This is a genomic window from Phenylobacterium sp. P4_E10 (assembly GCF_056401675.1).
The window spans coordinates 19888-40793 of sequence record NZ_JBFUIW010000018.1; the positions used below are offsets into that span (position 1 = coordinate 19888).

The following is a 20906-nucleotide window of genomic DNA, read 5'->3' on the forward strand; positions in this document are numbered from 1 at the left end:
CTGCAGCCGCCAAACTGGTACGAAACATGAGACGCCCCTAATCGATACCCCAACCTAAAGTTTGTCGGGCGGCCGGGTCCAGTATCGGCGCCACCGTGAATCGCCACTTTAGGGCGGGCTGCCCGTTTCAGGGCGCCGTGCCCGCGGCTGAGTGACCGTTGATCACCTTGACGTAAACGGAAGCATCCCCTTACGGTGTCAGCCGATAGCGCCCAAGGGAGGACGCCGCATGCATGCAGATCTGCGCCGGCCAGGCCGGACCTTCACCATTCGCCAGCTCTGCCTGGAGTTCAAATGCACCCCGCGGGCCCTGCGCTTCTATGAGGACAAAGGCCTGCTCTCGCCTGCGCGCGACGGGCTGAACCGAGTCTATTCGTACAAGGATCGCGCCCGCCTGCAGCTGATCCTGCGCGGCAAGCGCGTCGGCCTGGCGCTGTCGGAGATCGGCGAGATTCTCGACCTCTACGAGCTCGACGACGGCGGGGCGATGCAGAACGCCAAGTCGCTACTCAAATTCCGCGAGCGGATCGTCGCCCTGGAGGCGCAGCGCGCCGACATCGACCACGCGATCGAGGAACTGCGCCAGGGCTGCGACGCGCTCGAGCGGCACCTGGCCACCACCCGGCCGGACCTGCTGCCGCGGGCCGCGGACTACGAACAGGTGCTGCGCGAGCGGCTCGGCGACCTGGAACACGCCAAATAGTTTCCGGTCACGGTTCGCCGTGAACCTGGACCCACGCTAACCTTCAAGGGCTTCCGGCACGGTCGGGAGCTCCTTTCGCCGTCATTGGAGCGGACATGACCTACCAGCCCCCCGTACGTGACCACATCTTCCTGCTGCGCGACGTGCTGGAGATCGAGAAGTACGCGAACCTGCCCGGCTTCGCAGACGCCTCGATGGACGTCATCGAGCAGATCGTCGAGGAGGCCGGCCGCTTCACCGGCGAGGTGCTGGCCCCGCTGAACCATATCGGCGACCAGGAGGGCTGCACCTGGAACCCCGACCACAGCGTCAAGACCCCAACCGGCTTCAAGCAGGCCTACGCACAGCTGGTCGAAGGCGGCTGGCCGGCGCTGGGCGCCGAGCAGGCCTATGGCGGCCAGGGCCTGCCGCATGTGGTCAACCTGTCCTTCTCCGAGATGAGCTCGTCGGCCAACATGGCCTTCTCGATGTATCCGGGCCTGACCCACGGCGCCTATTCGGCGATCCTCAACGGCGGCTCCGACGCCCAGAAGGACCTCTACCTGCCCAAGCTGGCCTCCGGCCAATGGGGCGGCACCATGAACCTGACCGAGCCCCACTGCGGCACCGACCTTGGCCTGCTGCGCACCAAGGCGGTCCCGCAGGCCGATGGCAGCTACAAGATCTCGGGCGGCAAGATCTGGATCTCGGGCGGCGAGCACGACATGGCCGAGAACATCGTCCACCTGGTGCTGGCCCGCATCGAGGGCGCGCCGGCCGGGACCCGCGGCATCAGCCTGTTCATCGTGCCGAAGTTACTGCCGGACGCAGCGGGCAAGCCGGGCGCCCGCAACAGCGTCTATTGCGACGGCCTGGAAGAGAAGATGGGCATCCACGGCAACGCCACCTGCGTCATCCGCCATGAGGAGTCGACCGGCTGGCTGGTCGGCGAGGAGAACCGCGGCCTGTCGCTGATGTTCGTGATGATGAACGAGGCGCGGATCGGGGTCGGCCTGCAGGGAATTGCGCAGGCCGAGGCCGCCTATCAGGCCGCCGCCAGCTTCGCCAAGGAGCGGCTGCAGGGCCGCTCGCTGACTGGCCCGAAGAACGCGGACGGCCCGGCCGACCCGATCATCGTCCACCCGGACGTGCGGCGGATGCTGATGGATTCCAAGGCGCTGATCGAAGGCGGCCGCGCCTTCCTGTTCTGGACCGCGCTGCAGGGCGACCTGGCCCACGCCAGCCCCGACGAGGCGGTCCGCCAGAAGGCCGGCGACTACATGGCGCTGATGACGCCCGTGGTGAAGGGGTTCCTGACCGACAAGGGGCTGCAGATCTGCTCCAACGCCGTGCAGGTGCATGGCGGCTCGGGCTTCACCGAGCACTTCCCGGTCAGCCAGTACATGCGCGATGTCCGCATCGCCCTGATCTATGAAGGCACCAACGGCGTCCAGGCCCTGGACCTGGTCGGCCGCAAGCTGGCCGCCGACGGCGGCCGCGCGGTGATGAGCTTCTTCGCCGACATCGACGCCTTCGTCGAAGCCAATCAAGGCGACGCCACCCTCAAGCCGTTCACCGAAGGTCTCGCCGCCGCCAAAGCTCAGCTGCAGGACGCCACCATGTGGATGATGCAGAACGGGCTGATGAACCCCGACAACGCCGGGGCCGCCTCGACCGACTACATGCACCTCTTCGGCCTGACAGCGCTGGCCTACATGTGGGCGCAGATCGCCAAGACCGTGCAGGCCAAGATCGCCTCCGGTGAGAGCGACCCGTTCTACGCCAACAAGCTGGTGGTCGGCCGCTACTACGTCGAGCGGATCCTGCCGGAGGCCGGCGCCCACCTCACCAAACTGAAAACCGGCTCGGAGCTGATGATGGCCCTGCCTGCGGAGGCGTTCTGATGGCGACCTATACGGCCGATGTGGCCTGGGAACTGCGTGACGGCGAGGACTTCGCCAAGGGCCGCTACAGCCGGGGCCACGTGATCAGCTTCGACGGCGGCCTGATCGTCCCGGCCTCGGCCTCGCCGCACGTGGTCGGCAAGTGGGCGGTCGAGGAAGCGGTCGATCCCGAGGAGATGTTCGTCGCCGCCCTCTCCAACTGCCACATGCTGACCTTCTTGCATAAGGCGCGGATGGCCGGCTTCGTGATCACCGCCTATCGCGACCACGCCAGCGGGGTGATGGAGGAGATCGCACCGGGCAGGTTGGCGGTCACCAAGGTCACCCTGTCGCCGAAGATCCACTGGGAAGGCGAGGCCCCCGACGCCGAAACCCTGGCCCACCTGCACCACGAAGCCCACGAGGAATGCTTCATCGCCAACTCGGTGAAGACCGAAGTGACGGTGGTCTAGGCTCCCCGCCTTCCCGACGAAGGCGGATGAGCGGAATTGGCCCCGATGGAACCCAACCGCCGCTGCGGCGTCCTTTCCCTCAAGCTTGAGAGGACGCCGATGGATCTGCTGGTCGCCAAACGAGCCCTCGGGGTGTTGTCGATCGTCGCCGGCGCGGTGGCGGTGGCGGCGCCCGACAGGGTCGCCCGCTATCTGGGCCTGAATTTCGACGACCAGGCGATGAGCGCCTTCGGAGCGCGGGAGATCGCCTCGGGCGCCGGCCTGCTGGCCCCGGTGCGGCCGGGGCCGTGGTTCTGGCTGCGGGCCGGCGGCGACGTGCTCGACCTGGCCGCGCTGAGCCGGGCGATCAGCCGCGACAATCCCCGGCGCAAGGTGGCGTTCGTGGCGTTCGGCGCGGTGGCGGCGATCGCAGTGGTCGATTTCGCCATCGCCCTTCGCGCCGCCTCTCACAAGGGCGAAGAGGGCCGGGCGGCGGCTTAGGCGCCTCAGATCCTCCCCCACTGGGGGAGGTGGATCGCAGCGGAGCTGCGAGACGGACGGGGCCATGCGGCAGGAGAAAGCCCCCTCAGTCAGCCATGCGGCTGACAGCTCCCCCAGAGGGGGAGCATCTAAAGCCGCTCAACTCCCGCTGAGCAGGAAGTGGCCGCGCAGGGCGGCGGCCGGCTTGTCGCGCGCTTCCTGCCAGGCCTCGACATGCACGTTGGCGATCTGGCGCCCGACTTTGCGCACGTCGGCGCGGGCGTACATGGTCATCGCCTTGCCCGGACGCAGATACTCGATGGTGATGTCGATGGTCTTGTGGACCTTGGCGCTGGGCGCGATCACCGAAAGCTGGGCCAGGGCGGTCATTTCCATGAAGGCCCCGATGACCCCGCCGTGCAGGGCGGGCATCATCACATTGCCGATCAGGTGCGGCGCGAACGGCAGGGTCGCAGTCATCTCGTCGCCGGCCAGTTCAGCGCGCATGCCGAGGAAGCGCACATAGGGCACCCGGCCGAGGAAATGTTCGAGGCGGTCAGCGGCGTCGCTCATCAGGTCGTCCCCCGCTTGAGCACGAAGGCGGCCTGGGCCGTGGCGATCGGATCGTCGGGATCGGCGTCGTAGGCGTGGGCGCGCACGAAGGCGATGGTCCGGGTGAGCTTGTAGCAGTGGGCGTGCGCGGTGATGTCGGCGCGCGGGGCCGCGGGGCGCATGTAGTCGATGCGCAGGTCGAGCGTGGCGGTCGAGAATGGGCTGGCGGCGTCGGCGGCGGTCGAGATGATCGCCAGGCCGCAGACATGATCGAGGAGCGCGGTGACCACCCCGCCAGCGATGACGCCGGTGTCGGGATCGCCGACCAGGTCTTCTCGCCAAGGGGTGAGTATGGAGCCCCGCGAGGGCTCGACGGAGATCAGTTTGAAGCCGAGGGCGGAGGCCTGGGGCACGGTTTCCACCATGTGCCGAGCCGTCTCGCGAAGGGCCTCAGGGGTGATCGTCATCCCCTGTCTTTGAGGCGCCTCCGCCTATCGGTCAATGTGACGGCGGGTCAAGTTCGCCGTCCTTACGCGAAGTTGGTGGCCTTGGTCAGGATCGCGACGGCGATGGCCATCAGCGGGGTGGCGGCGAGAACGAGATTGGCAAATCCGTTCAGGGCGAAGCTGTTCTTACGCATGGTGTTGTCCCTCTGGTCTGGTGTGGTCCGCGATGTCCGCGTCCCGATGAGAGGGGTATACGAAAGAACTCCGGCGAATACTCGTTAAGTCTTAGTCATGACGCCATTTTCACATTATGAATACTATGTAATGTAAAAGGGGCGCATTTCCGCCGCGCCGTCGCCCTGGATTGGGGATCTTCAAGGCAGGACGGGTTTCATGCGCCACCTCCGGCTGGATCGGGCGTTCATGGGTCCCGGCCTTCGGTCTGCGACCGAAACCGGGATGACACTTGAGCAAACGTCGACCCCATATCTGCAGACATGATCCGGCCCGAGACCCTGCTCTGTCCGAAGCCCGAGGGGCTCTACTGCGCGCCCGGCGACTTCTATGTCGATCCGGTGCGGCCGGTGGCCCGGGCGGTGATCACCCACGGCCACGCCGACCACGCCCGCGCCGGCCACGGCACGGTGATCGCCACGCCGCAGACCCTGGCGATCATGGCCGAGCGCTATGGCGCGGACTTCGCCGGATCGCAGCAGCCGCTGGCCTATGGCGAGAGCGTCACGCGGGACGGGGTCGAGGTGACCCTGGTCCCGGCCGGCCACGTGCTCGGCTCGGCCCAGGCGGTGGTTCGCTGGAAGGGCCTGACCATGGTGGTCTCCGGCGACTACAAGCGTCGCCGCGACCCGACCTGTCCGCCTTTCGAACCGGTCCCCTGCGACGTGTTCATCTCCGAGGCCACCTTCGGCCTGCCGGTGTTCCGCCATCCGGACGACAGCCACGAGATCGCCAAGCTGCTGCGTTCGGTCCAGCAGTTTCCGGAGCGCAGCCACATGGTCGGGGCCTATGCGCTGGGCAAGGCGCAGCGGATCATCCGCCTGCTGCGCGAGGCCGGCTGGGACCAGACCATCTATGTCCACGGCGCGCTGGAGCGGTTGAACCGGCTCTATGAGCAGCATGGCGTGCCGCTCGGGCCGTTGGCCCCGGCCACCACCGGAACCAAATCGGACTTCGCCGGCCAGATCATCATCGCTCCGCCCTCCGCGCTGGCCGACCGCTGGTCGCGGCGTTTCCCCGATCCGGTCGCCGCCTTCGCCTCCGGCTGGATGCAGGTGCGGGCCCGCGCCCGCCAGCGCGGCGTCGAGCTGCCGCTGGTGATCTCCGACCACGCCGACTGGGACGAGCTGACCGCCACCATCGACGAGCTGCGCCCGGGCGAGCTGTGGATCACCCACGGCCGCGAGGAGGCGCTGCTGCGCTGGGCCGAGTTGCACGGGATCAAGGCCCGCGCCCTGGCCCTGGTCGGCTACGAGGACGAGGCCGAGGACTGATGCGCGCCTTCGCCGAGCTCCTCGACCGGCTGTCGCTGACCGCCTCGCGCAACGCCAAGCTGACCCTGCTGCGCGATCACTTCGCCAACGCTCCGGACCCGGACCGCGGCTGGGCGCTGGCGGCGCTGACCGGCGAGCTGGTGTTCGACGCCGCCAAGCCGGCCTTCATCCGCAAGGCGGTCGAGGCGCGCATGGACCCGGTGCTGTTCGGCTGGTCCTACGACTATGTCGGCGACCTGGCCGAGACGGTGGCGCTGGTCTGGCCGGCGCGGCCAGGGGCCAATCGCGAGCCGGAGCTGTCGGAGGTGGTCGACGCCCTGCGCGGGGCCTCTCGGACCGAGGTGCAGCGGCTGATCGAGGGCTGGCTCGACGCGCTCGACTCCACCGGCCGCTGGGCGCTGCTGAAGCTGATGACCGGGGGCCTACGGATCGGCGTCTCAGCCAAGCTGGCCAAGACCGCGGTCGCCGCGATGGGGCCGGTCGAGGTCGCCGAGGTCGAGGAGGTCTGGCACGCCCTGCGCCCGCCCTATGAGGACTTGTTCGCCTGGCTGGAGGGACGCTCGGAGCGCCCGACCTCCGACGCCCCGGGCCGATTCCGGCCGGTGATGCTGGCCCAGGCGATCGACGAGGCGGTGGACTTCGGCAAGCTCGACCCAGCCGACTACGCCGCCGAGTGGAAGTGGGACGGCATCCGTGTGCAGGCGGTCAGCGAAGGCGGGGTGCGGCGGCTCTACACCCGCAGCGGCGACGACATCTCGCGCACCTTCCCCGACGTGCTGGACGCGCTGGACTTCGAGGGCGCCATCGACGGCGAGCTGCTGGTGCTGCGCGAGGGCGCCATCGCCTCGTTCGCCGACCTGCAGCAGCGGCTCAACCGCAAGACCGTCACCGACCGGATGCTGGCCGACTACCCGGCCGGAATCCGCGCCTATGACCTGCTGTCGGCGGGCGGCGAGGATGTCCGCCCCCTGCCCTTCACCGAGCGCCGCGCACGGCTGGAGGCCTTTGTCGGGGCGCTGAAGACCAGCCGCATCGATCTTTCGCCGCTGGCGCCGTTCGAGAGCTGGGAGGCGCTGGCCGAGCTGCGCCGCGAGCCGCCGCCGGGCGACCCGCAGATCGCCGAGGGCGTGATGCTGAAGCGCTGGGATTCCGTCTATGAGGCAGGCAGGCCGAAGGGGCCGTGGTTCAAGTGGAAGCGCGACCCGTTCCTGATCGACGCGGTGCTGATGTACGCCCAGCGCGGCCACGGCAAGCGCTCCAGCTTCTATTCCGACTACACGTTCGGGGTCTGGACCGAGGGGGTCGACGGAGCGCGGATGCTGACCCCCGTCGGCAAGGCCTATTTCGGCTTCACCGACGAGGAGCTGAAGGAGATCGACAAATACGTCCGCGACCACACGGTCGATCGCTACGGCCCGGTGCGCGCGGTGCGGGCCGACGTGCGCCAAGGCCTGGTGTTCGAGGTCGCGTTCGAGGGCCTGCAGCGCTCGACCCGCCACAAGTCGGGGGTGGCCATGCGCTTCCCGCGCATCAGCCGCATCCGCTGGGACAAGCCGTCCGGCGAGGCCGACGAGCTGGGGACCTTGGAGCGGATGCTGGAGCAGATGGAAGGGCGGTAACGGCGCGCGCATAGATCCTCCCCCAGAAGGGGAGCATCTAATCTCTGCCCGGGCCTACTTCGCGAAGCGCTTGAAGAAGCTGTCGTCCTTCCAGCGCGGACGCTCGGGTTCGTCGGCGACGGCCAGGATCAGCTGGGCCATGAAGGCGTTGAATTTCGCTGCTTCGGCCTTCTCGACCGGCTGGGAGAGGTCGTCGGCCAGGCCGTGATAGCGCTTGGAGCGCCACTCCTTCTCGACCGCCGCGCGCTCGGTGTCGGGCTTGAACCCGAACTTGAAGGCCAGGGCCGGTACGCCCTGGCGGATGAAGCTGTACTGGTCGGAGCGGACGAAGGAGTTACGGTCCGGATAGGGGTCGGCGAGCACTTCCAGCCCGGCGGCCAGCGAGGCCTTGCGGGCGGTGTCGCCCAGGGTGCTCTCGTCGACGCCGTACATGGTCACAGCGTCGAAGGCCCATAGCGGCAGGGCCATGTCCATGTTGAGGTCGGCCACCACCGAGCCGGCGGGCACGCTGGGCTTGCCGGCGAAGTACTTCGAACCCAGCAGCCCCTTCTCCTCAGCCGTGACCAGCACGAAGACGATCGAGCGCTTGGGCCGCGCGCCGCTCTCCGTCAGCTGCCTGGCGACCTGCAGCACCGAGGCGACGCCGGCCGCATTGTCCAGCACCCCGGCATAGTAGGGCGCGCCCTTGCCGGTGGTGTTGAGGCCCAGGTGGTCGAGGTGGGCGGTGATCACCACGTGCTCGGCCGCCAGCTTCGGATCGCTCCCGGGCAGCTTGGCCACCACGTTAGCCGAGGCGACCTGGCTGACCTGGGTGGCGACCTGCGCCTTGATGGATTGCTTGAGGTCGAAGCCCTCGATCGGCTTGGCGGCGTCGGCCAGGGCGAGCACTTCAGCAAAGCTGTGGCCCGAGCGATCGAACAACTTCTCGGCCTCGGCGGGATTGAAGCTGGCCGAGAAGGCCTGGCCGCGGACGTCGTTCAGCGACGGATCGGCCGGGTACATGCCGGGCTGGCCGGAGTTCTCGACCTGGCGTGCCCAGGGCACGTCCATCGACTTCGGGTTGGCCAGAGAGATCAGCCCCACCGCGCCGGCGGCCTGGGCGGCGCGCCAGGTCTCCGAGCTGCGCGAGTGCGACTTCAGCGCCGCCGAGATGTCGCCGGGGCCGCCGTTCACATAGACCGCGATCTTCCCCTTCAGATCCTGGCGGGCGAAGTCGTCATAGCCGACCTCCGGCAGGTGCAGGCCGTAGCCGATGAAGACCAGCGGCGCCTCGATGACCTGGGGTTGGGGCACGCGCGCGCCGAACAGGATGTCCGGCCCGACCTTCAGCGGCTGCTCGGCGCCGTCCGCGACCAACGCGGCGTTCGACTTGTCGGCCAGCACGCGCTGCTCGGCGAACCGCATCGGCTGCAGGAAGCCGTCGGTGCCGGCCGGCTTGAGGCCGTAGGACTTGAACTGCGCCGCGGCGTAGGCGGCGGCGCGGTCATAGCCGGGGCTGCCGGTCAGCCGGCCCTCGAACTGCGGCCCGGCCAGGGTCTCGACATGGGTCCACCAGGTGGAGCCGTCGGCGTCGGCGGCCTGGGCGCCGGATGCGGAGAGGGCCGCGAGGACGAGGGCGAGAGAAAGACGCAAGCGGCCGCTCCGGACTGACACGAAAGCGCGACCATTCTCCGATCCCGTCCAGCTCGGCAAGCGTGCGGGCCGTCGCACGCGCGAAATGGGCCGGCGCCGCTGCTGCACTGTTGCGCAGCCGGGCGCTCTCCGCATAACTCCCCGCAAGCTTGATAGAGGGAGTGCGCAGCGTGAGCGAAGGCGAGGTCTTTCCGGTTCCGAAGGCGTGGGCCGAGCGGGCGCACATGGACGCCGCCGGCTACGAGGCGGCGGTCGCGCAGGTGGAGGCCGACCCCAACGCCTACTGGACCAAGGTCGCCGGGCGCCTGGACTGGAGCAAGCCCTTCACCCAGGTGAAGGACGTCTCGTTCAACAAGGACGACTTTCGCATCAGCTGGTTCGCCGACGGCGAGCTGAACGTCTCGGTCAACTGCCTGGACCGCCACCTGGCGACCCGCGGCGACCAGCGCGCGATCATCTGGGAAGCCGACGACGGCGAGTGGACGACGCTCACCTACAAGGAACTGCATGCGGAAGTCTGCCGCATGGCCAATGTGCTCAAGGCCAAGGGCGTCCAGAAGGGCGACCGTGTCACCATCTACCTGCCGATGGTCCCGCAGGCGGCGGTGGCGATGCTGGCCTGCGCGCGGATCGGCGCGGTCCATTCGGTGATCTTCGGCGGCTTCTCGCCCGACTCGATCGCCGGCCGCATCCAGGACTGCGACAGCCGCATCGTCATTACCGCCGACGAGGGCCTGCGCGGCGGCAAGATCGTGCCGCTGAAGCGCAATGTCGACGAGGCGCTGCTCTCCTGCCCGGGCGTGACCGACGTGATCGTGGTGCGCCGCACCGGCGCCGACGTGCCGATGATCGAGGGCCGCGACGCCTATTTCGGGGCCCTGAAGAAGGACGTCTCCGACATCTGCGATCCGGAGCCGATGAACGCCGAGGATCCGCTGTTCATCCTCTACACCTCCGGTTCGACCGGGAAGCCCAAGGGCGTGCTGCACACCACCGGCGGCTATCTGGCCTGGGCCGCGCACACTCACGAGCTGGTGTTCGACTACCGTCCGGGCGAGGTCTTCTGGTGCACGGCCGACGTGGGCTGGGTCACCGGCCACAGCTATGTCGTCTACGGTCCGCTGGCCAACGCCGCGACCACGGTGATGTTCGAAGGCGTGCCGAACTATCCGACCAACTCCCGCTTCTGGGAGGTGATCGACAAGCACAAGGTCGAGATCTTCTACACCGCCCCGACCGCCATCCGCGCCCTGATGCGCGACGGCGACGAGCCGGTGACCCGCACCAAGCGCGACAGCCTACGGCTGCTGGGCACGGTCGGCGAGCCGATCAATCCGGAGGCCTGGCTCTGGTACCACCGCGTGGTCGGCGAGGGCCGCTGCCCGATCGTCGACACCTATTGGCAGACCGAGACCGGCGCCTGCCTGGCCTCGCCGCTGCCGGGCGCCCATGCGGCCAAGCCGGGCTCCTGCGCCATGCCGCTGCCGGGGGTGAAGTTCCAGCTGGTCGAGGGCGACGGGACCATCCTGGACGGCGCCGCGTCGGGCAACCTCTGCATCACCGACAGCTGGCCGGGCCAGATGCGCACGGTCTATGGCGACCACCAGCGCTTCTTCGACACCTACTTCTCGACCTATCCGGGCAAGTACTTCACCGGCGACGGCTGCCGCCGCGACGAGGACGGCTACTACTGGATCACCGGCCGGGTCGATGACGTGATCAACGTCTCCGGCCACCGCCTGGGCACCGCCGAGATCGAGAGCGCCCTCGTCGGCAACGAGAACGTGGCCGAGGCCGCGGTCGTCGGCTTCCCGCACGACATCAAGGGCCAGGGCGTCTACTGCTACGTCACCCTGAAGGCTGACGTGAAGCCGAGCGACATCCTCGAGGCGGAGCTGAAGGGCTGGGTACGGCGCGAGATCGGGCCGTTCGCGGCGCCGGACGTGATCCAGTTCGCCCCCGGCCTGCCCAAGACCCGCTCGGGCAAGATCATGCGCCGCATCCTGCGCAAGATCGCCGAGAACGACCTTGGCAACCTCGGCGACACCACCACGCTGGCCGATCCGTCCGTGGTCGACGATCTAGTCAAGAACCGTCACGGCGCCTGACGCGTTGCTCATGGCGGAGAAGCTCCGCCATGAGCCTGGGACGTACGGTCATCCTCGCCCTTCTGATCCTCGCCGCGCCGGCGAGCGCCGATGCGCGTGAGCCGCGCGCCAGCCGCCAGGGCATCAAGGTCGAGGTCGCCGCCGATCCCAACGGCTCCTCCGGTCTGATCCGCGGCAGCGTGGAGATCGCGGCCACGCCGGAGGACGTCTGGAAGGTGCTGGTCGACTGCGACCTGGCGCCCCGCATGGTCCGCAGCCTGAAAAGCTGCCGCATCCTCGAGCGCGACCCCGCCGGCCGCTGGGACGTGCGCGAGCACATCAGCCGCCCGGGCATGCTGCCGACGGTGCGCAGCGTGTTCCGCTCCGACTACGACCCGCCGCAGCGGATTCGATTCTACCGGGTCGGCGGCGAACTGAAGGTGCTCGAGGGCGAGTGGCGGCTAGTCCCGCTGGACGGCGGCGCGCGCACCAGGGTGCTTTACGAGAACCGCGCCTCCACCCCGTTCGCGGTGCCCGCCCCGATGGCGCGGATGGTCCTGCGCAAGGACGTGCCCGACGCGCTGGCCGCCCTGCGCCGGGAGGTTATGGCGCGGGTGAAGTGAGCGGGAGCCCCGCGGGGGAGCAACTGGATGGTGGCTCAGCGCGCGCCAGCCCGCTAATCCAGCCGCATGTCGTTCGATCTGCCGCCCCAGCTTCGCCTCGCCGCCGACCGCCTGATGGTCGGCGTCTCCCGCAAGGACATGGCCCAGCGCGCCGGCGCGATCTCCGCCCGCTACCGCGCCGGCGGCGGCTCCGCCGCGGTGGTCGGCAGCCAGGCGGATGCGACGGCCTATGTGCTCACCCGCCTGCCGGCCACCTACGCCGCCTGTGGGCGCGCGTTCGCCGAGGCCGCCGACCGGGCGCCGGGCTTCTCCCCCGCCAGCCTGCTGGACGCCGGGGCCGGCCCCGGCGGCGGCGGCTGGGCGGCGCTGGAAACCTGGCCGCAGATCGCCAAGGCCAGCCTGCTGGACTCCAACCGCGCCTTCCTCGACATGGCCGCCGCGCTCGCCCAGGAAGGTCCCGCGGCTCTGCGCGCCGCCGACCGCCTGCAGGGCGATCTCACCGCCCCGCGCGATTGGCCGAGCGCCGACCTGGTGCTGGCCAGCTACGCCCTGGCCGAAATCCCCGCTGCGAAGCAAGCCGCCACAGTCGCGGCCCTGTGGGCCTGCACGCAAGGCGTGCTGGCGCTGGTCGAGCCGGGCACGCCGGCCGGCTACCAGCGCATCCTCGCCGCCCGTGAGGGACTGATCGCCGCCGGCGCGACCATCCTCGCTCCCTGTCCGCACCACGCGCCCTGCCCGCTGATCGCTCCGGACTGGTGCCATTTCAGCCAGCGACTGGCCCGTTCGCGCGACCATCGTCTGGCCAAAGGGGCCGAGACCCCGTTCGAGGACGAGAAGTTCATCTACCTGCTGGCCGCCCGCCCGCACGTCGTCGCCGAGCCGCCGACCGCCCGGGTGCTGGCCCCGCCGCGGGTTTCGAAACCCGGCATCGAGTTGAAACTCTGCCAGCCGTCCGGGGCGGCCGAGCTGGTGTTCGCCGCCAAGCGCGACAAGGGCGCCTACGCGGTCGCCCGCCGGCTCGACTGGGGCGACGCCCTGCCCGATCGCGATTGAGGCTCGAACAGGCGTTTGAAAGCGCTGGCCTTACAGCGTTAGGCGCGTCACAACTCCGCTCCGGCCCATTCGTATTCAGGGCCGCAGATTTTCAGAACATTAGGGAAGCCATATGCCCAAGAGCCGTGAGATCCACCTCGTCGCCCGTCCGAACGGCATGCCGACGCAAGCCGACTTCGCCCTGCTGGAGACGCAAGTTCCGGACGCCGCCGATGGCGAGGTGCTGGTCGAGAACCTCTACATGTCGGTCGACCCGGCGATGCGCCCGCGGCTCACCGCCGGCCAGGACCTCAACGTGGCGATGATGGGCGGCGCGCTGGGCCGCGTGGTGCAATCGAAGAACCCCGACTTCGCGGTCGGCGACCTGGTCTCCAACCGCAACGGTTTCCGTGAGTTCTTCGTCTCGAACGGCCAGGGCCTGAGCAAGCTGGCCGCCGATCCGGAGCTGCCGCTGACCGCCTACATGCACGCCATGGGCATGACCGGGTTCACCGCCTATGGCGGCCTGCTGCACATCGGCGCGCTGAAGGACGGCGAGCAGGTGTTCGTCTCCACCGCCGCCGGCGCGGTCGGCTCGGTCGCCGCCCAGATCGCCAAGATCAAGGGCTGCTACGTGGTCGGCTCCACCGGATCGGCCGACAAGGCCGCCTGGCTGAAGGACGAGGTCGGTCTGGACGCGGTGATCAACTACAAGGAAGTCCCGATCAAGAAGGCGCTCGAAGACGCCACGCCCAAGGGCATCGACGTCTATTTCGACAATGTCGGCGGCGACCATCTGGAAGCGGCGCTGCGCCGGATGAACACGCTGGGCCGGATCCCGGTCTGCGGCTTCATCTCCGGCTACAATTCCGGCCATTCGAACGTCTCGAACCTGTCGAACATCATCTATTCGCGAGTGATGCTGCGCGGCTTCGTCGGCACCGACTTCATGCACCTGCATGGCCAGTTCCTGCAGGACATGGCCGGCTGGCTCAAGGCCGGCAAGGTCAAGGCCCAGGAGACCGTGCTCGACGGCATCGCCGCCGCGCCTGACGCCATGATCGGCCTGATGGAAGGCAAGAACTCCGGCAAGATGCTGGTGAAGCTGGCGGGGTAACGCCGCGCTAGTCCTCCCCTCTTGGGGGAGGTGGATCGGCGCATGGCGCCGAGACGGAGGGGGACCGCTCTCAGGCAGAGTCAAAGTCCCCCTCGGTCAGCCCTTCGGCTGACAGCTCCCCCAGAGGGGGAGCAACTTGAACACGCCACATGACAATCCCGTAAGCTTCCCTCGCGCCAACGCAGTGTTACGGTCCCAGGCTCGTAAACCGGGAAGCCTGTATGCTCCGTACCGCCGTCGCCGCGCTCGCCGCTTCGTTCGCCCTGAGCCTTGCGCTCCCCTCCGCCGCGGCCGACGTGGTTCCACCCATCGCCTACAAGGAACGGGTGCTGCCCAACGGGCTGCGCATCCTGTCGTCGGTCGACCGCACGACGCCCAATGTCACGGTCCAGGTCTGGTACGGCGTCGGCTCCAAGGACGACCCGGTCGGCCGCTCCGGCTTCGCGCACCTATTCGAACACATGATGTTCAAGGCCACCCGCGACACGCCGTCGGAAACCATCGACCGCATGACCGAGGACGTGGGCGGCTTCAACAACGCCTCCACCTATGACGACTTCACCAACTACTACGAAGTCGTCCCGGCCGAGCACCTGCAGCGGCTGCTGTGGGTCGAGGCCCAGCGCCTGGGCTCGCTGGTGGTCGATGAGGCGGTGTTCAAATCCGAGCGCGACGTGGTCAAGGAGGAGCTGCGCCAGTCGGTGCTGAGCCAGCCCTACGGCCGGCTGTTCTACCTCTACCTGCCGCAGGCCAGCTACACGACGCACCCCTACAAGCGCCCGGGCATCGGCTCGATCGAGGAGTTGGACGCCGCCACCATCGACGACGTACGCGCCTTCCACGCCGCCTACTACCGGCCCGACAACGCCGCCCTGATCGTGATCGGCAACTTCAACGAAGCCGACCTCGACGCCTGGGTCGACAAGTACTTCGCCAGCCTCAAGAAGCCGGCCGAGCCGATCAAGCGCGTCACCACCGTCGAGCCGCCGCGCACGGCCCCTGGGGTGTTCAAGGGCTATGGCCCCAACGTGCCGCTGCCGGCCGTCATGATGACCTGGCACGCGCCGGACGCCGCCAGCCCCGACGCCGCGGCCCTTTCCGTGCTCGACGCCGTTCTCTCCAGCGGCAAGTCCTCGCGGCTCTACAACAGCCTGGTCTACGAGCAGCAGGTCGCCAGCGAGGTGTTCTCCGACGCCTCCCTGCCCCAGCAGCCCGGCATGATCATGCTCGGCGCCATCCTGGCCGGCGGCAAGACCATCGCCCAAGGCGAGAAGGCGCTGCTTGCCGAGGTCGCCCGCCTGCGCGACGCCCCGCCGACCGAGGCCGAGCTGACCGAGGCGAAGAACGAGCTGGTCGCCGGCAAGCTGCGCGAGCGCGAGACCATCGACGGACGCGCATTCGCGCTCGGCTACGCGCTGCGCACCGCCGGCGATCCGGCCCTGGCCAACCGCGAACTGGCCGAGCTGCAGGCGGTGACCGCCGCCGACGTGCAGCGCGTGGCCCGGCAGTACCTGACCGAAGCCGGCCGCATGACCATCCTCTACCAACCGGAGACCGCCCGGCCGGCCGGCGAGACCGACGCCACGCCCAAGCCGCCGGTAGTCGCCTCGGCCAAGTACGACGGCCCGGTGGTGACGCTCGCCCCCGTGGGCCAGCGCGCGGCCCCGCCGCCGGTCGGCGCGCCGGTGACCCCGGTGCTGCCCAAGCCGGCCGAAAGGACCCTGGCCAACGGCCTGAAGGTGATCGTCGCCAAGTCCGCCGACCTGCCGCTGGTCACCGCCTCGCTGGTGGTGCGCACCGGCGCCTGGGCCGACCCGCAGGGCCTGGCCGGAGCGATGAGCATGACCGCCGGGATGCTGACCGAGGGCACCAAGACCCGCGGCGCCCAGGAGATCGCCAGCCAGACCGAGGCGCTCGGCGCTTCGCTGTCCTCGGGCGGCGGCCAGGAGTCCTCGTCGGTCAGCCTCAACGTCATGCCCGGCAAGCTGCCGCAGGCCATGGAGATCATGGCCGACGTGGCCAAGAACCCGGCCTTTGCCGCCGAGGAACTGGAGCGCCAGCGCAGCCAGTCGCTCGACGGCCTGTCGGTGGCCTACCAGTCGCCCGGCCAGTTGGCCGGCTTCGCCGCCTCGCCGGTGCTGTTCTCCGGCACCCCGTTCGGCCACGTCCCGTCCGGCACTCCGGCCTCCCTGGCCAAGCTCTCCACCGCCGACCTCGGCAAGCTGCACGCCCAGTTCTTCCGGCCCGACAACGCCATCCTGGTGATGACCGGCGACATCACGCCTGAAGCCGGCTTCGAGCTGGCGCAGAAGGCGTTCGGCGACTGGAAGGCCCCGGCCGGCCCGCCGCCGGCCCGCGCCGCGGTCAGCCCCAAGGCGGCGCCCCGCGCCGTGGCCATCGACCTGCCCGGCACCGGCCAGGCGGCGGTGACCGTGGGCAAGGCCTCGATCGCCCGCGGCGACCCCGCCTACTATCCTGCCGTCGTCACCAACTCAGTGCTCGGCGGCGGCTACTCGGCCCGGCTGAACCAGGAGATCCGCATCAAGCGCGGGCTGTCCTACGGGGCCAACTCGCGGCTCTCGGCGATGCGCACCACCGGCCTGTTCCGCGCCGTCGCCCAGACCAAGAACGAGTCCGCGCCGCAGGTGCTGGACCTGATCATGGCCGAGGTGAAGCGGCTGGCCGACGCCCCGGCCGGACCCGACGAGCTGAAGGCCCGCAAGTCGGTGCTGATCGGCGGCTTCGGCCGCGAACTGGCCACCACCGACGGTCTGGCCGGCATCCTCGGCAACCTGGCGCTCTACGATCTGCCGCTGACCGAAGTCGCCGACTACACCACCAAGGTCGAGGCGGTCACCGCCGCCCAGGTGCAGGACTTCGCCAAGCAGAACCTGGCCCCGGACAGCGTCAGCGTCATCGTCGCCGGCGACGCCAAGGCGTTCACCGACGGCCTCAAGCAGCGCCGCCCGAACCTCGAGGTCGTGCCCGCCAAGGAGCTCGACCTGGACTCGGCGAGCCTGCGGAAGTGAGCTCAGACCAGGGCTAGGCGCTTCGCGCCCACTTGGTGAGGTCGCGCTCGCGGCCCATCAGCGCCAGGCCCGAGGCGATCGATTCCAATTCGCTGCCGCTCTCGATCTTCGAGGCGTCGAAGCGGCGGTAGAAGACGTCGCGCACCGCCGGCACCAAGGATGAGCCGCCGGTGAGGAACACCCGGTCGATGCTGCCGGCGTTGAGGCCGGCGTCGGAGAGCGCACGGTCGACGGCGTCTTCGATCAGGTGCAGTTCCGGCGCGATCCAGTCCTCGAACTCGGCGCGTTCGACGTCGCGGGCGATGTCGATGCTGCCGGCCTGGAAGCGGAACTGGGCCAGCGACTGCGAGGACAGCGCCTCCTTCAGCTGCGAGACGGAGCGGTAGAGCCGGTAGCCGTAGTTCTCGTCGAGCACCTCGACCAAACGCTCGATCTTCTGCGGCTCGACCGCCTCGCGCACCAGCTTGCGGATCTCGCGCATGTCGCGGCTGGCCCGCATCAGGGCCAGCTGATCCCAGCGGGCGAAGGTCGAATAGTAGCGGTTCGGCACCGGCAGGATCTTGCCGAACGACTTGTAGCTGGAGCCCTTGCCCAGCTCGGGCGAGACCAGGTTGTCGATGATCCGGTAGTCAAAGGCGTCGCCGGCCACGCCGACCCCCGCCCGGCCGAGCGGAGTGGAGTGAATCTCGCCGTCCTGGCGCGTGAAGCGGATGATCGAGAAGTCGCTGGTGCCGCCGCCGAAGTCGCCCACCAGCACCGTGGCGTCTTCGGTCAACTCGCGGGCGAAGAAGAAGGCCGCGCCGACCGGCTCGTAGGAATAGAGGATCTCCTCGAAGCCCAGCCGCCGGAACGCGGTCTCGTAGCGGGCCAGGGCCAGGTCCTCGTTCGGCGCGCCGCCGGCGAAGGTCACCGGCCGCCCGACGATCACCCGCTTAGGCAGCTCGGCCATGTCGCCGCCGGCATGGTCGCGCAGCTTCAGCAGGAAGGCCGAGAGCAGGTCCTCGAACACATAGCGGCGACCGATGATCTGGGTCTCGCTGAAGCTCTCGGAGGCCGCGAAGCTCTTGAACGACTGGATGAACCGGGTCTCCAGCGGGTCCTCGACATAGGCCTCGATGGCCCAGGGACCGGCCTCGACCTCGCGCTCGTTCGGCAGGTCGGGCGGGGCGTAGAACGACAGCGCCGAGCGGAAGGCGAACACTTCCTTCTCTGGCGCCGGGAACTTGACCAGATGCGCCGGACCGTCGGCCCCTGCGAGCGCGACGACCGTGTTGGTCGTGCCGAAATCGATGCCGATGCTGAGACCGGTCATGGGTCGCGCTCCTTGCTGGTTCGGGGTGGGACGGCCAAGCCGCCCGCACCCCGAGGAGCGGACGGCTGGTTTAGTTCAGTTCGTTGAGCGCGAGGCTCACGCCTGCGCCTCGACGACGTCCTGTTCGTAGGCGGCCAGAGTGGCCATCTGCAGGACGCGGGACACCGAGGACGACAGCGGCGCGATCTGCACCGACTTCGACAGGCCCAGCAGCAGCGGGCCGATCACCGTGGCCCCGCCGAGCGCCTGCACCAGCTGGGTCGAGATCGCCGCCGAGTGGATGGCCGGCATGATCAGGACGTTGGCCGGGCCGGTCAGGCGCATGAACGGATAGTTCACCCGCTTGCTCGGATCGAGCGCCAGCTCCGGCGGCATTTCGCCCTCGTACTCGAAGTCGACGTCCATCATGTCGAGCATGGCCACCGCATCGCGGACCTTCTCGGAGCGCACGCCCATCGGATTGCCGAAGGTCGAGTAGGACATGAAGGCGACGCGCGGGGTGTAGCCGAGGGTCTTGACCGTGCGAGCCGCCTCCATGGCGATCTCCACCAGCTCCTCGGCCTCCGGCATCTCTGTGACGTTGGTGTCGGCAATGAACAGGGTGTGGCCCTTGGCGAGCACCACGCTCATACCCATGACCCGGCCGTCGGGCGCCGGATCGATGACCCGCAGCACCTCTTCGAGCACCTGGTCGTAGGAGCGGGTCACGCCGGTGACCATGCCGTCGGCATAGCCCAGCGCCACCATCGAGGCGGCGAACGAGTTGCGGTCCTGGTTGATCAGCCGCTGGACGTCGCGCTTCAGGTAGCCCTGGCGCGACAGCCGCTCGTAGAGGAAGTCGACGAACTCCGGGTTCCGGTCGGAGACCCGGGCGTTGATGATCTCCAGCTTGGTCTCGTTCGGGTCGAGGCCGGCCGAGACCATGTTGGCCTTCACCAGCTCCTCGCGGCCGACCAGGACGGCGTGGCCCAGGCCCGCGGCCTCGAAGGCGTGGGCGGCGCGGATCACCGTGGTCTCTTCACCCTCGGCGAAGACGATGCGCTTCTTCGGGTGCTTCAGGACCGCGCCCTGCAGCTTCTGCAGGAAGGCGGCGGTCGGATCGAGCCGCTGGGCCAGCGAGGCCCGGTAGGCGTCCATGTCGAGGATCGGCTTGCGGGCCACCCCGGTGTCCATCGCCGCCTGGGCGACGAACGGGGGGATATAGGACAGCAGGCGCGGATCGAACGGGGTCGGGATGATGTACTGCGGGCCGAACTTCAGCTGGGTGCCGTGGTAGGCGGCGGCCACTTCGTCGGGCACGTCCTCGCGGGCGAGCTGGGCCAGGGCGTTGGCGCAGGCGATTTTCATTTCCATGTTCACGCGGCGCGCGCGCACGTCCATGGCCCCACGGAAGATGTAGGGGAAGCCCAGCACGTTGTTGACCTGGTTCGGATAGTCCGAGCGGCCGGTGGCGACGATGGCGTCGGAGCGGACGGCGTGGACCTCTTCCGGGGTGATCTCCGGGTCGGGGTTGGCCATGGCGAAGATGATCGGCTTGGCCGCCATCGCCTTGACCATCTCCTGGGTCAGCGCGCCCTTCACCGACAGACCGATGAAGACGTCAGCGCCCTGCAGGGCCTCGGCCAGGGTGCGGGTGTCGGTTTCGACCGCGTGGGCGCTCTTCCACTGGTTCATGTCGTTGGCGCGGCCGCGGTAGATCACGCCCTTGGAGTCGCAGGCGATGACGTTCTCAGGCGAGACGCCCATCGCCTTGATCAGCTCGAGCGTGGCGATGCCGGCCGCGCCGGCGCCGTTCAGCACCACCTTGATCTGGGAGATGTCGCGGCCGGTGATGGCGCAGGCGTTGATCAGGCCGGCCGCCGAGATGATCGCGGTGCCGTGCTGGTCGTCGTGAAACACCGGGATGTCGAGCAGCTCCTGCAGCTCGGTCTCGATGCGGAAGCACTCGGGGGCCTTGATGTCCTCGAGATTGATGCCGCCGAAGGTGATGCCGATGTTCTTGACCACCGTGATGATCTCGTCGGGATCGGTGGCGCTGACCTCGATGTCGATCGAATCGACGTCGGCGAAGCGCTTGAAGAGGACGCTCTTGCCCTCCATCACCGGCTTGGAGGCCAGGGCCCCCAGATTGCCGAGGCCGAGGATGGCGGTGCCGTTCGAGATCACTGCCACCAGGTTGCCCTTGGAGGTGTAATCGTAGGCGGCTTCGGGATCCTCGGCGATCTTGAGGACCGGTACGGCGACGCCCGGCGAGTAGGCAAGCGACAGGTCCCGCTGGGTGGCCATCGGCTTGGTCGGCGCAATGGCGATCTTCCCGGGGGTCGGGTGCTTGTGGAAGCTCAGCGCCTCCTCGTCGGTGAAGGTGCGTTTCTCGGCGTCGCTCATAGGCGCGGCGTTTCCTCTTGGTCCGCTGGGTCCCGCGTGCGCGGGGGGGCCAACCTATAGAGACGGG

Annotated in this window: 16 protein-coding genes; 11 read left to right on the top strand and 5 right to left on the bottom strand. The window is 68.8% G+C overall.

The features are described 5' to 3' along the window. The first annotated feature begins 229 nt into the window (after positions 1-229). The 4 genes from AC1DQJ_RS17960 (at position 230) to AC1DQJ_RS17975 (ending at position 3518) form a co-directional block, all read left to right on the top strand. The gene (locus AC1DQJ_RS17960; protein WP_477605790.1) at positions 230-703 is read left to right on the top strand and encodes a MerR family transcriptional regulator; all 474 of its coding nucleotides are present in this window, start codon (positions 230-232) and stop codon (positions 701-703) included. A gap of 95 nt (positions 704-798) precedes the next feature. Then, entirely contained in the window at positions 799-2586 is a 1788-nt protein-coding gene (locus AC1DQJ_RS17965; RefSeq protein WP_477605792.1) for an acyl-CoA dehydrogenase C-terminal domain-containing protein, read from the top strand. After that, positions 2586-3038: an OsmC family protein gene (locus AC1DQJ_RS17970; protein WP_477605794.1), complete on the top strand. Its 453-nt coding sequence runs from the start codon at positions 2586-2588 to the stop codon at positions 3036-3038. The genes AC1DQJ_RS17965 and AC1DQJ_RS17970 overlap by 1 nt, the downstream gene beginning before the upstream one ends. Before the next feature lie 99 nt (positions 3039-3137). Beyond that, a complete protein-coding gene (locus AC1DQJ_RS17975; protein ID WP_477605796.1) occupies positions 3138-3518 on the top strand; it encodes a hypothetical protein in 381 nt (126 codons plus the stop codon). Between the two features lie 138 nt (positions 3519-3656). Here AC1DQJ_RS17975 and AC1DQJ_RS17980 read toward each other — a convergent pair whose 3' ends face one another. After that, entirely contained in the window at positions 3657-4070 is a 414-nt protein-coding gene (locus AC1DQJ_RS17980; RefSeq protein WP_477605798.1) for a PaaI family thioesterase, read from the bottom strand. Beyond that, positions 4070-4516, bottom strand: a complete 447-nt coding sequence (locus AC1DQJ_RS17985; protein ID WP_477605800.1) for a PaaI family thioesterase — start codon at positions 4514-4516, stop codon at positions 4070-4072. The genes AC1DQJ_RS17980 and AC1DQJ_RS17985 overlap by 1 nt, the downstream gene beginning before the upstream one ends. A gap of 476 nt (positions 4517-4992) precedes the next feature. On the opposite strand from AC1DQJ_RS17985, the gene AC1DQJ_RS17990 reads away from it, so the two are divergent. Both AC1DQJ_RS17990 and AC1DQJ_RS17995 read left to right on the top strand, forming a co-directional pair. Beyond that, entirely contained in the window at positions 4993-6003 is a 1011-nt protein-coding gene (locus AC1DQJ_RS17990; protein ID WP_477605802.1) for a ligase-associated DNA damage response exonuclease, read from the top strand. Beyond that, on the top strand, positions 6003-7622 hold the full coding sequence (locus tag AC1DQJ_RS17995) for a cisplatin damage response ATP-dependent DNA ligase (protein ID WP_477605804.1): 1620 nt from the start codon (positions 6003-6005) through the stop codon (positions 7620-7622). Before AC1DQJ_RS17990 ends, AC1DQJ_RS17995 begins: the two co-directional genes overlap by 1 nt. Before the next feature lie 54 nt (positions 7623-7676). Here the strand turns inward: AC1DQJ_RS17995 and AC1DQJ_RS18000 are convergent, their stop codons facing one another. Next, positions 7677-9254: a M28 family metallopeptidase gene (locus AC1DQJ_RS18000; protein ID WP_477605806.1), complete on the bottom strand. Its 1578-nt coding sequence runs from the start codon at positions 9252-9254 to the stop codon at positions 7677-7679. Positions 9255-9424: 170 nt separating this feature from the next. On the opposite strand from AC1DQJ_RS18000, the gene acs reads away from it, so the two are divergent. The 5 genes from acs to AC1DQJ_RS18025 all read left to right on the top strand — a co-directional run bounded on the left by acs (position 9425) and on the right by AC1DQJ_RS18025 (position 17142). Beyond that, entirely contained in the window at positions 9425-11362 is a 1938-nt protein-coding gene (gene acs / locus AC1DQJ_RS18005) for an acetate--CoA ligase (protein ID WP_477605808.1), read from the top strand. A 29-nt stretch (positions 11363-11391) separates the two neighbouring features. Further along, positions 11392-11964, top strand: a complete 573-nt coding sequence (locus AC1DQJ_RS18010; RefSeq protein WP_477605810.1) for an SRPBCC family protein — start codon at positions 11392-11394, stop codon at positions 11962-11964. A gap of 66 nt (positions 11965-12030) precedes the next feature. Continuing rightward, a complete protein-coding gene (locus AC1DQJ_RS18015; RefSeq protein WP_477605812.1) occupies positions 12031-13017 on the top strand; it encodes a small ribosomal subunit Rsm22 family protein in 987 nt (328 codons plus the stop codon). A gap of 112 nt (positions 13018-13129) precedes the next feature. Beyond that, positions 13130-14113, top strand: coding sequence for an NADP-dependent oxidoreductase (locus tag AC1DQJ_RS18020; RefSeq protein ID WP_477605814.1), 984 nt, complete (start codon positions 13130-13132; stop codon positions 14111-14113). A 221-nt stretch (positions 14114-14334) separates the two neighbouring features. Further along, positions 14335-17142, top strand: a complete 2808-nt coding sequence (locus AC1DQJ_RS18025; protein WP_477605816.1) for a M16 family metallopeptidase — start codon at positions 14335-14337, stop codon at positions 17140-17142. Between the two features lie 13 nt (positions 17143-17155). Here the strand turns inward: AC1DQJ_RS18025 and AC1DQJ_RS18030 are convergent, their stop codons facing one another. Together AC1DQJ_RS18030 and AC1DQJ_RS18035 are read right to left on the bottom strand one after the other, a co-directional pair. Then, the gene (locus AC1DQJ_RS18030; protein WP_477605818.1) at positions 17156-18454 is read right to left on the bottom strand and encodes an Hsp70 family protein; all 1299 of its coding nucleotides are present in this window, start codon (positions 18452-18454) and stop codon (positions 17156-17158) included. Positions 18455-18550: 96 nt separating this feature from the next. Continuing rightward, positions 18551-20839: an NADP-dependent malic enzyme gene (locus AC1DQJ_RS18035; RefSeq protein ID WP_477605820.1), complete on the bottom strand. Its 2289-nt coding sequence runs from the start codon at positions 20837-20839 to the stop codon at positions 18551-18553. Positions 20840-20906: the final 67 nt, after the last annotated feature.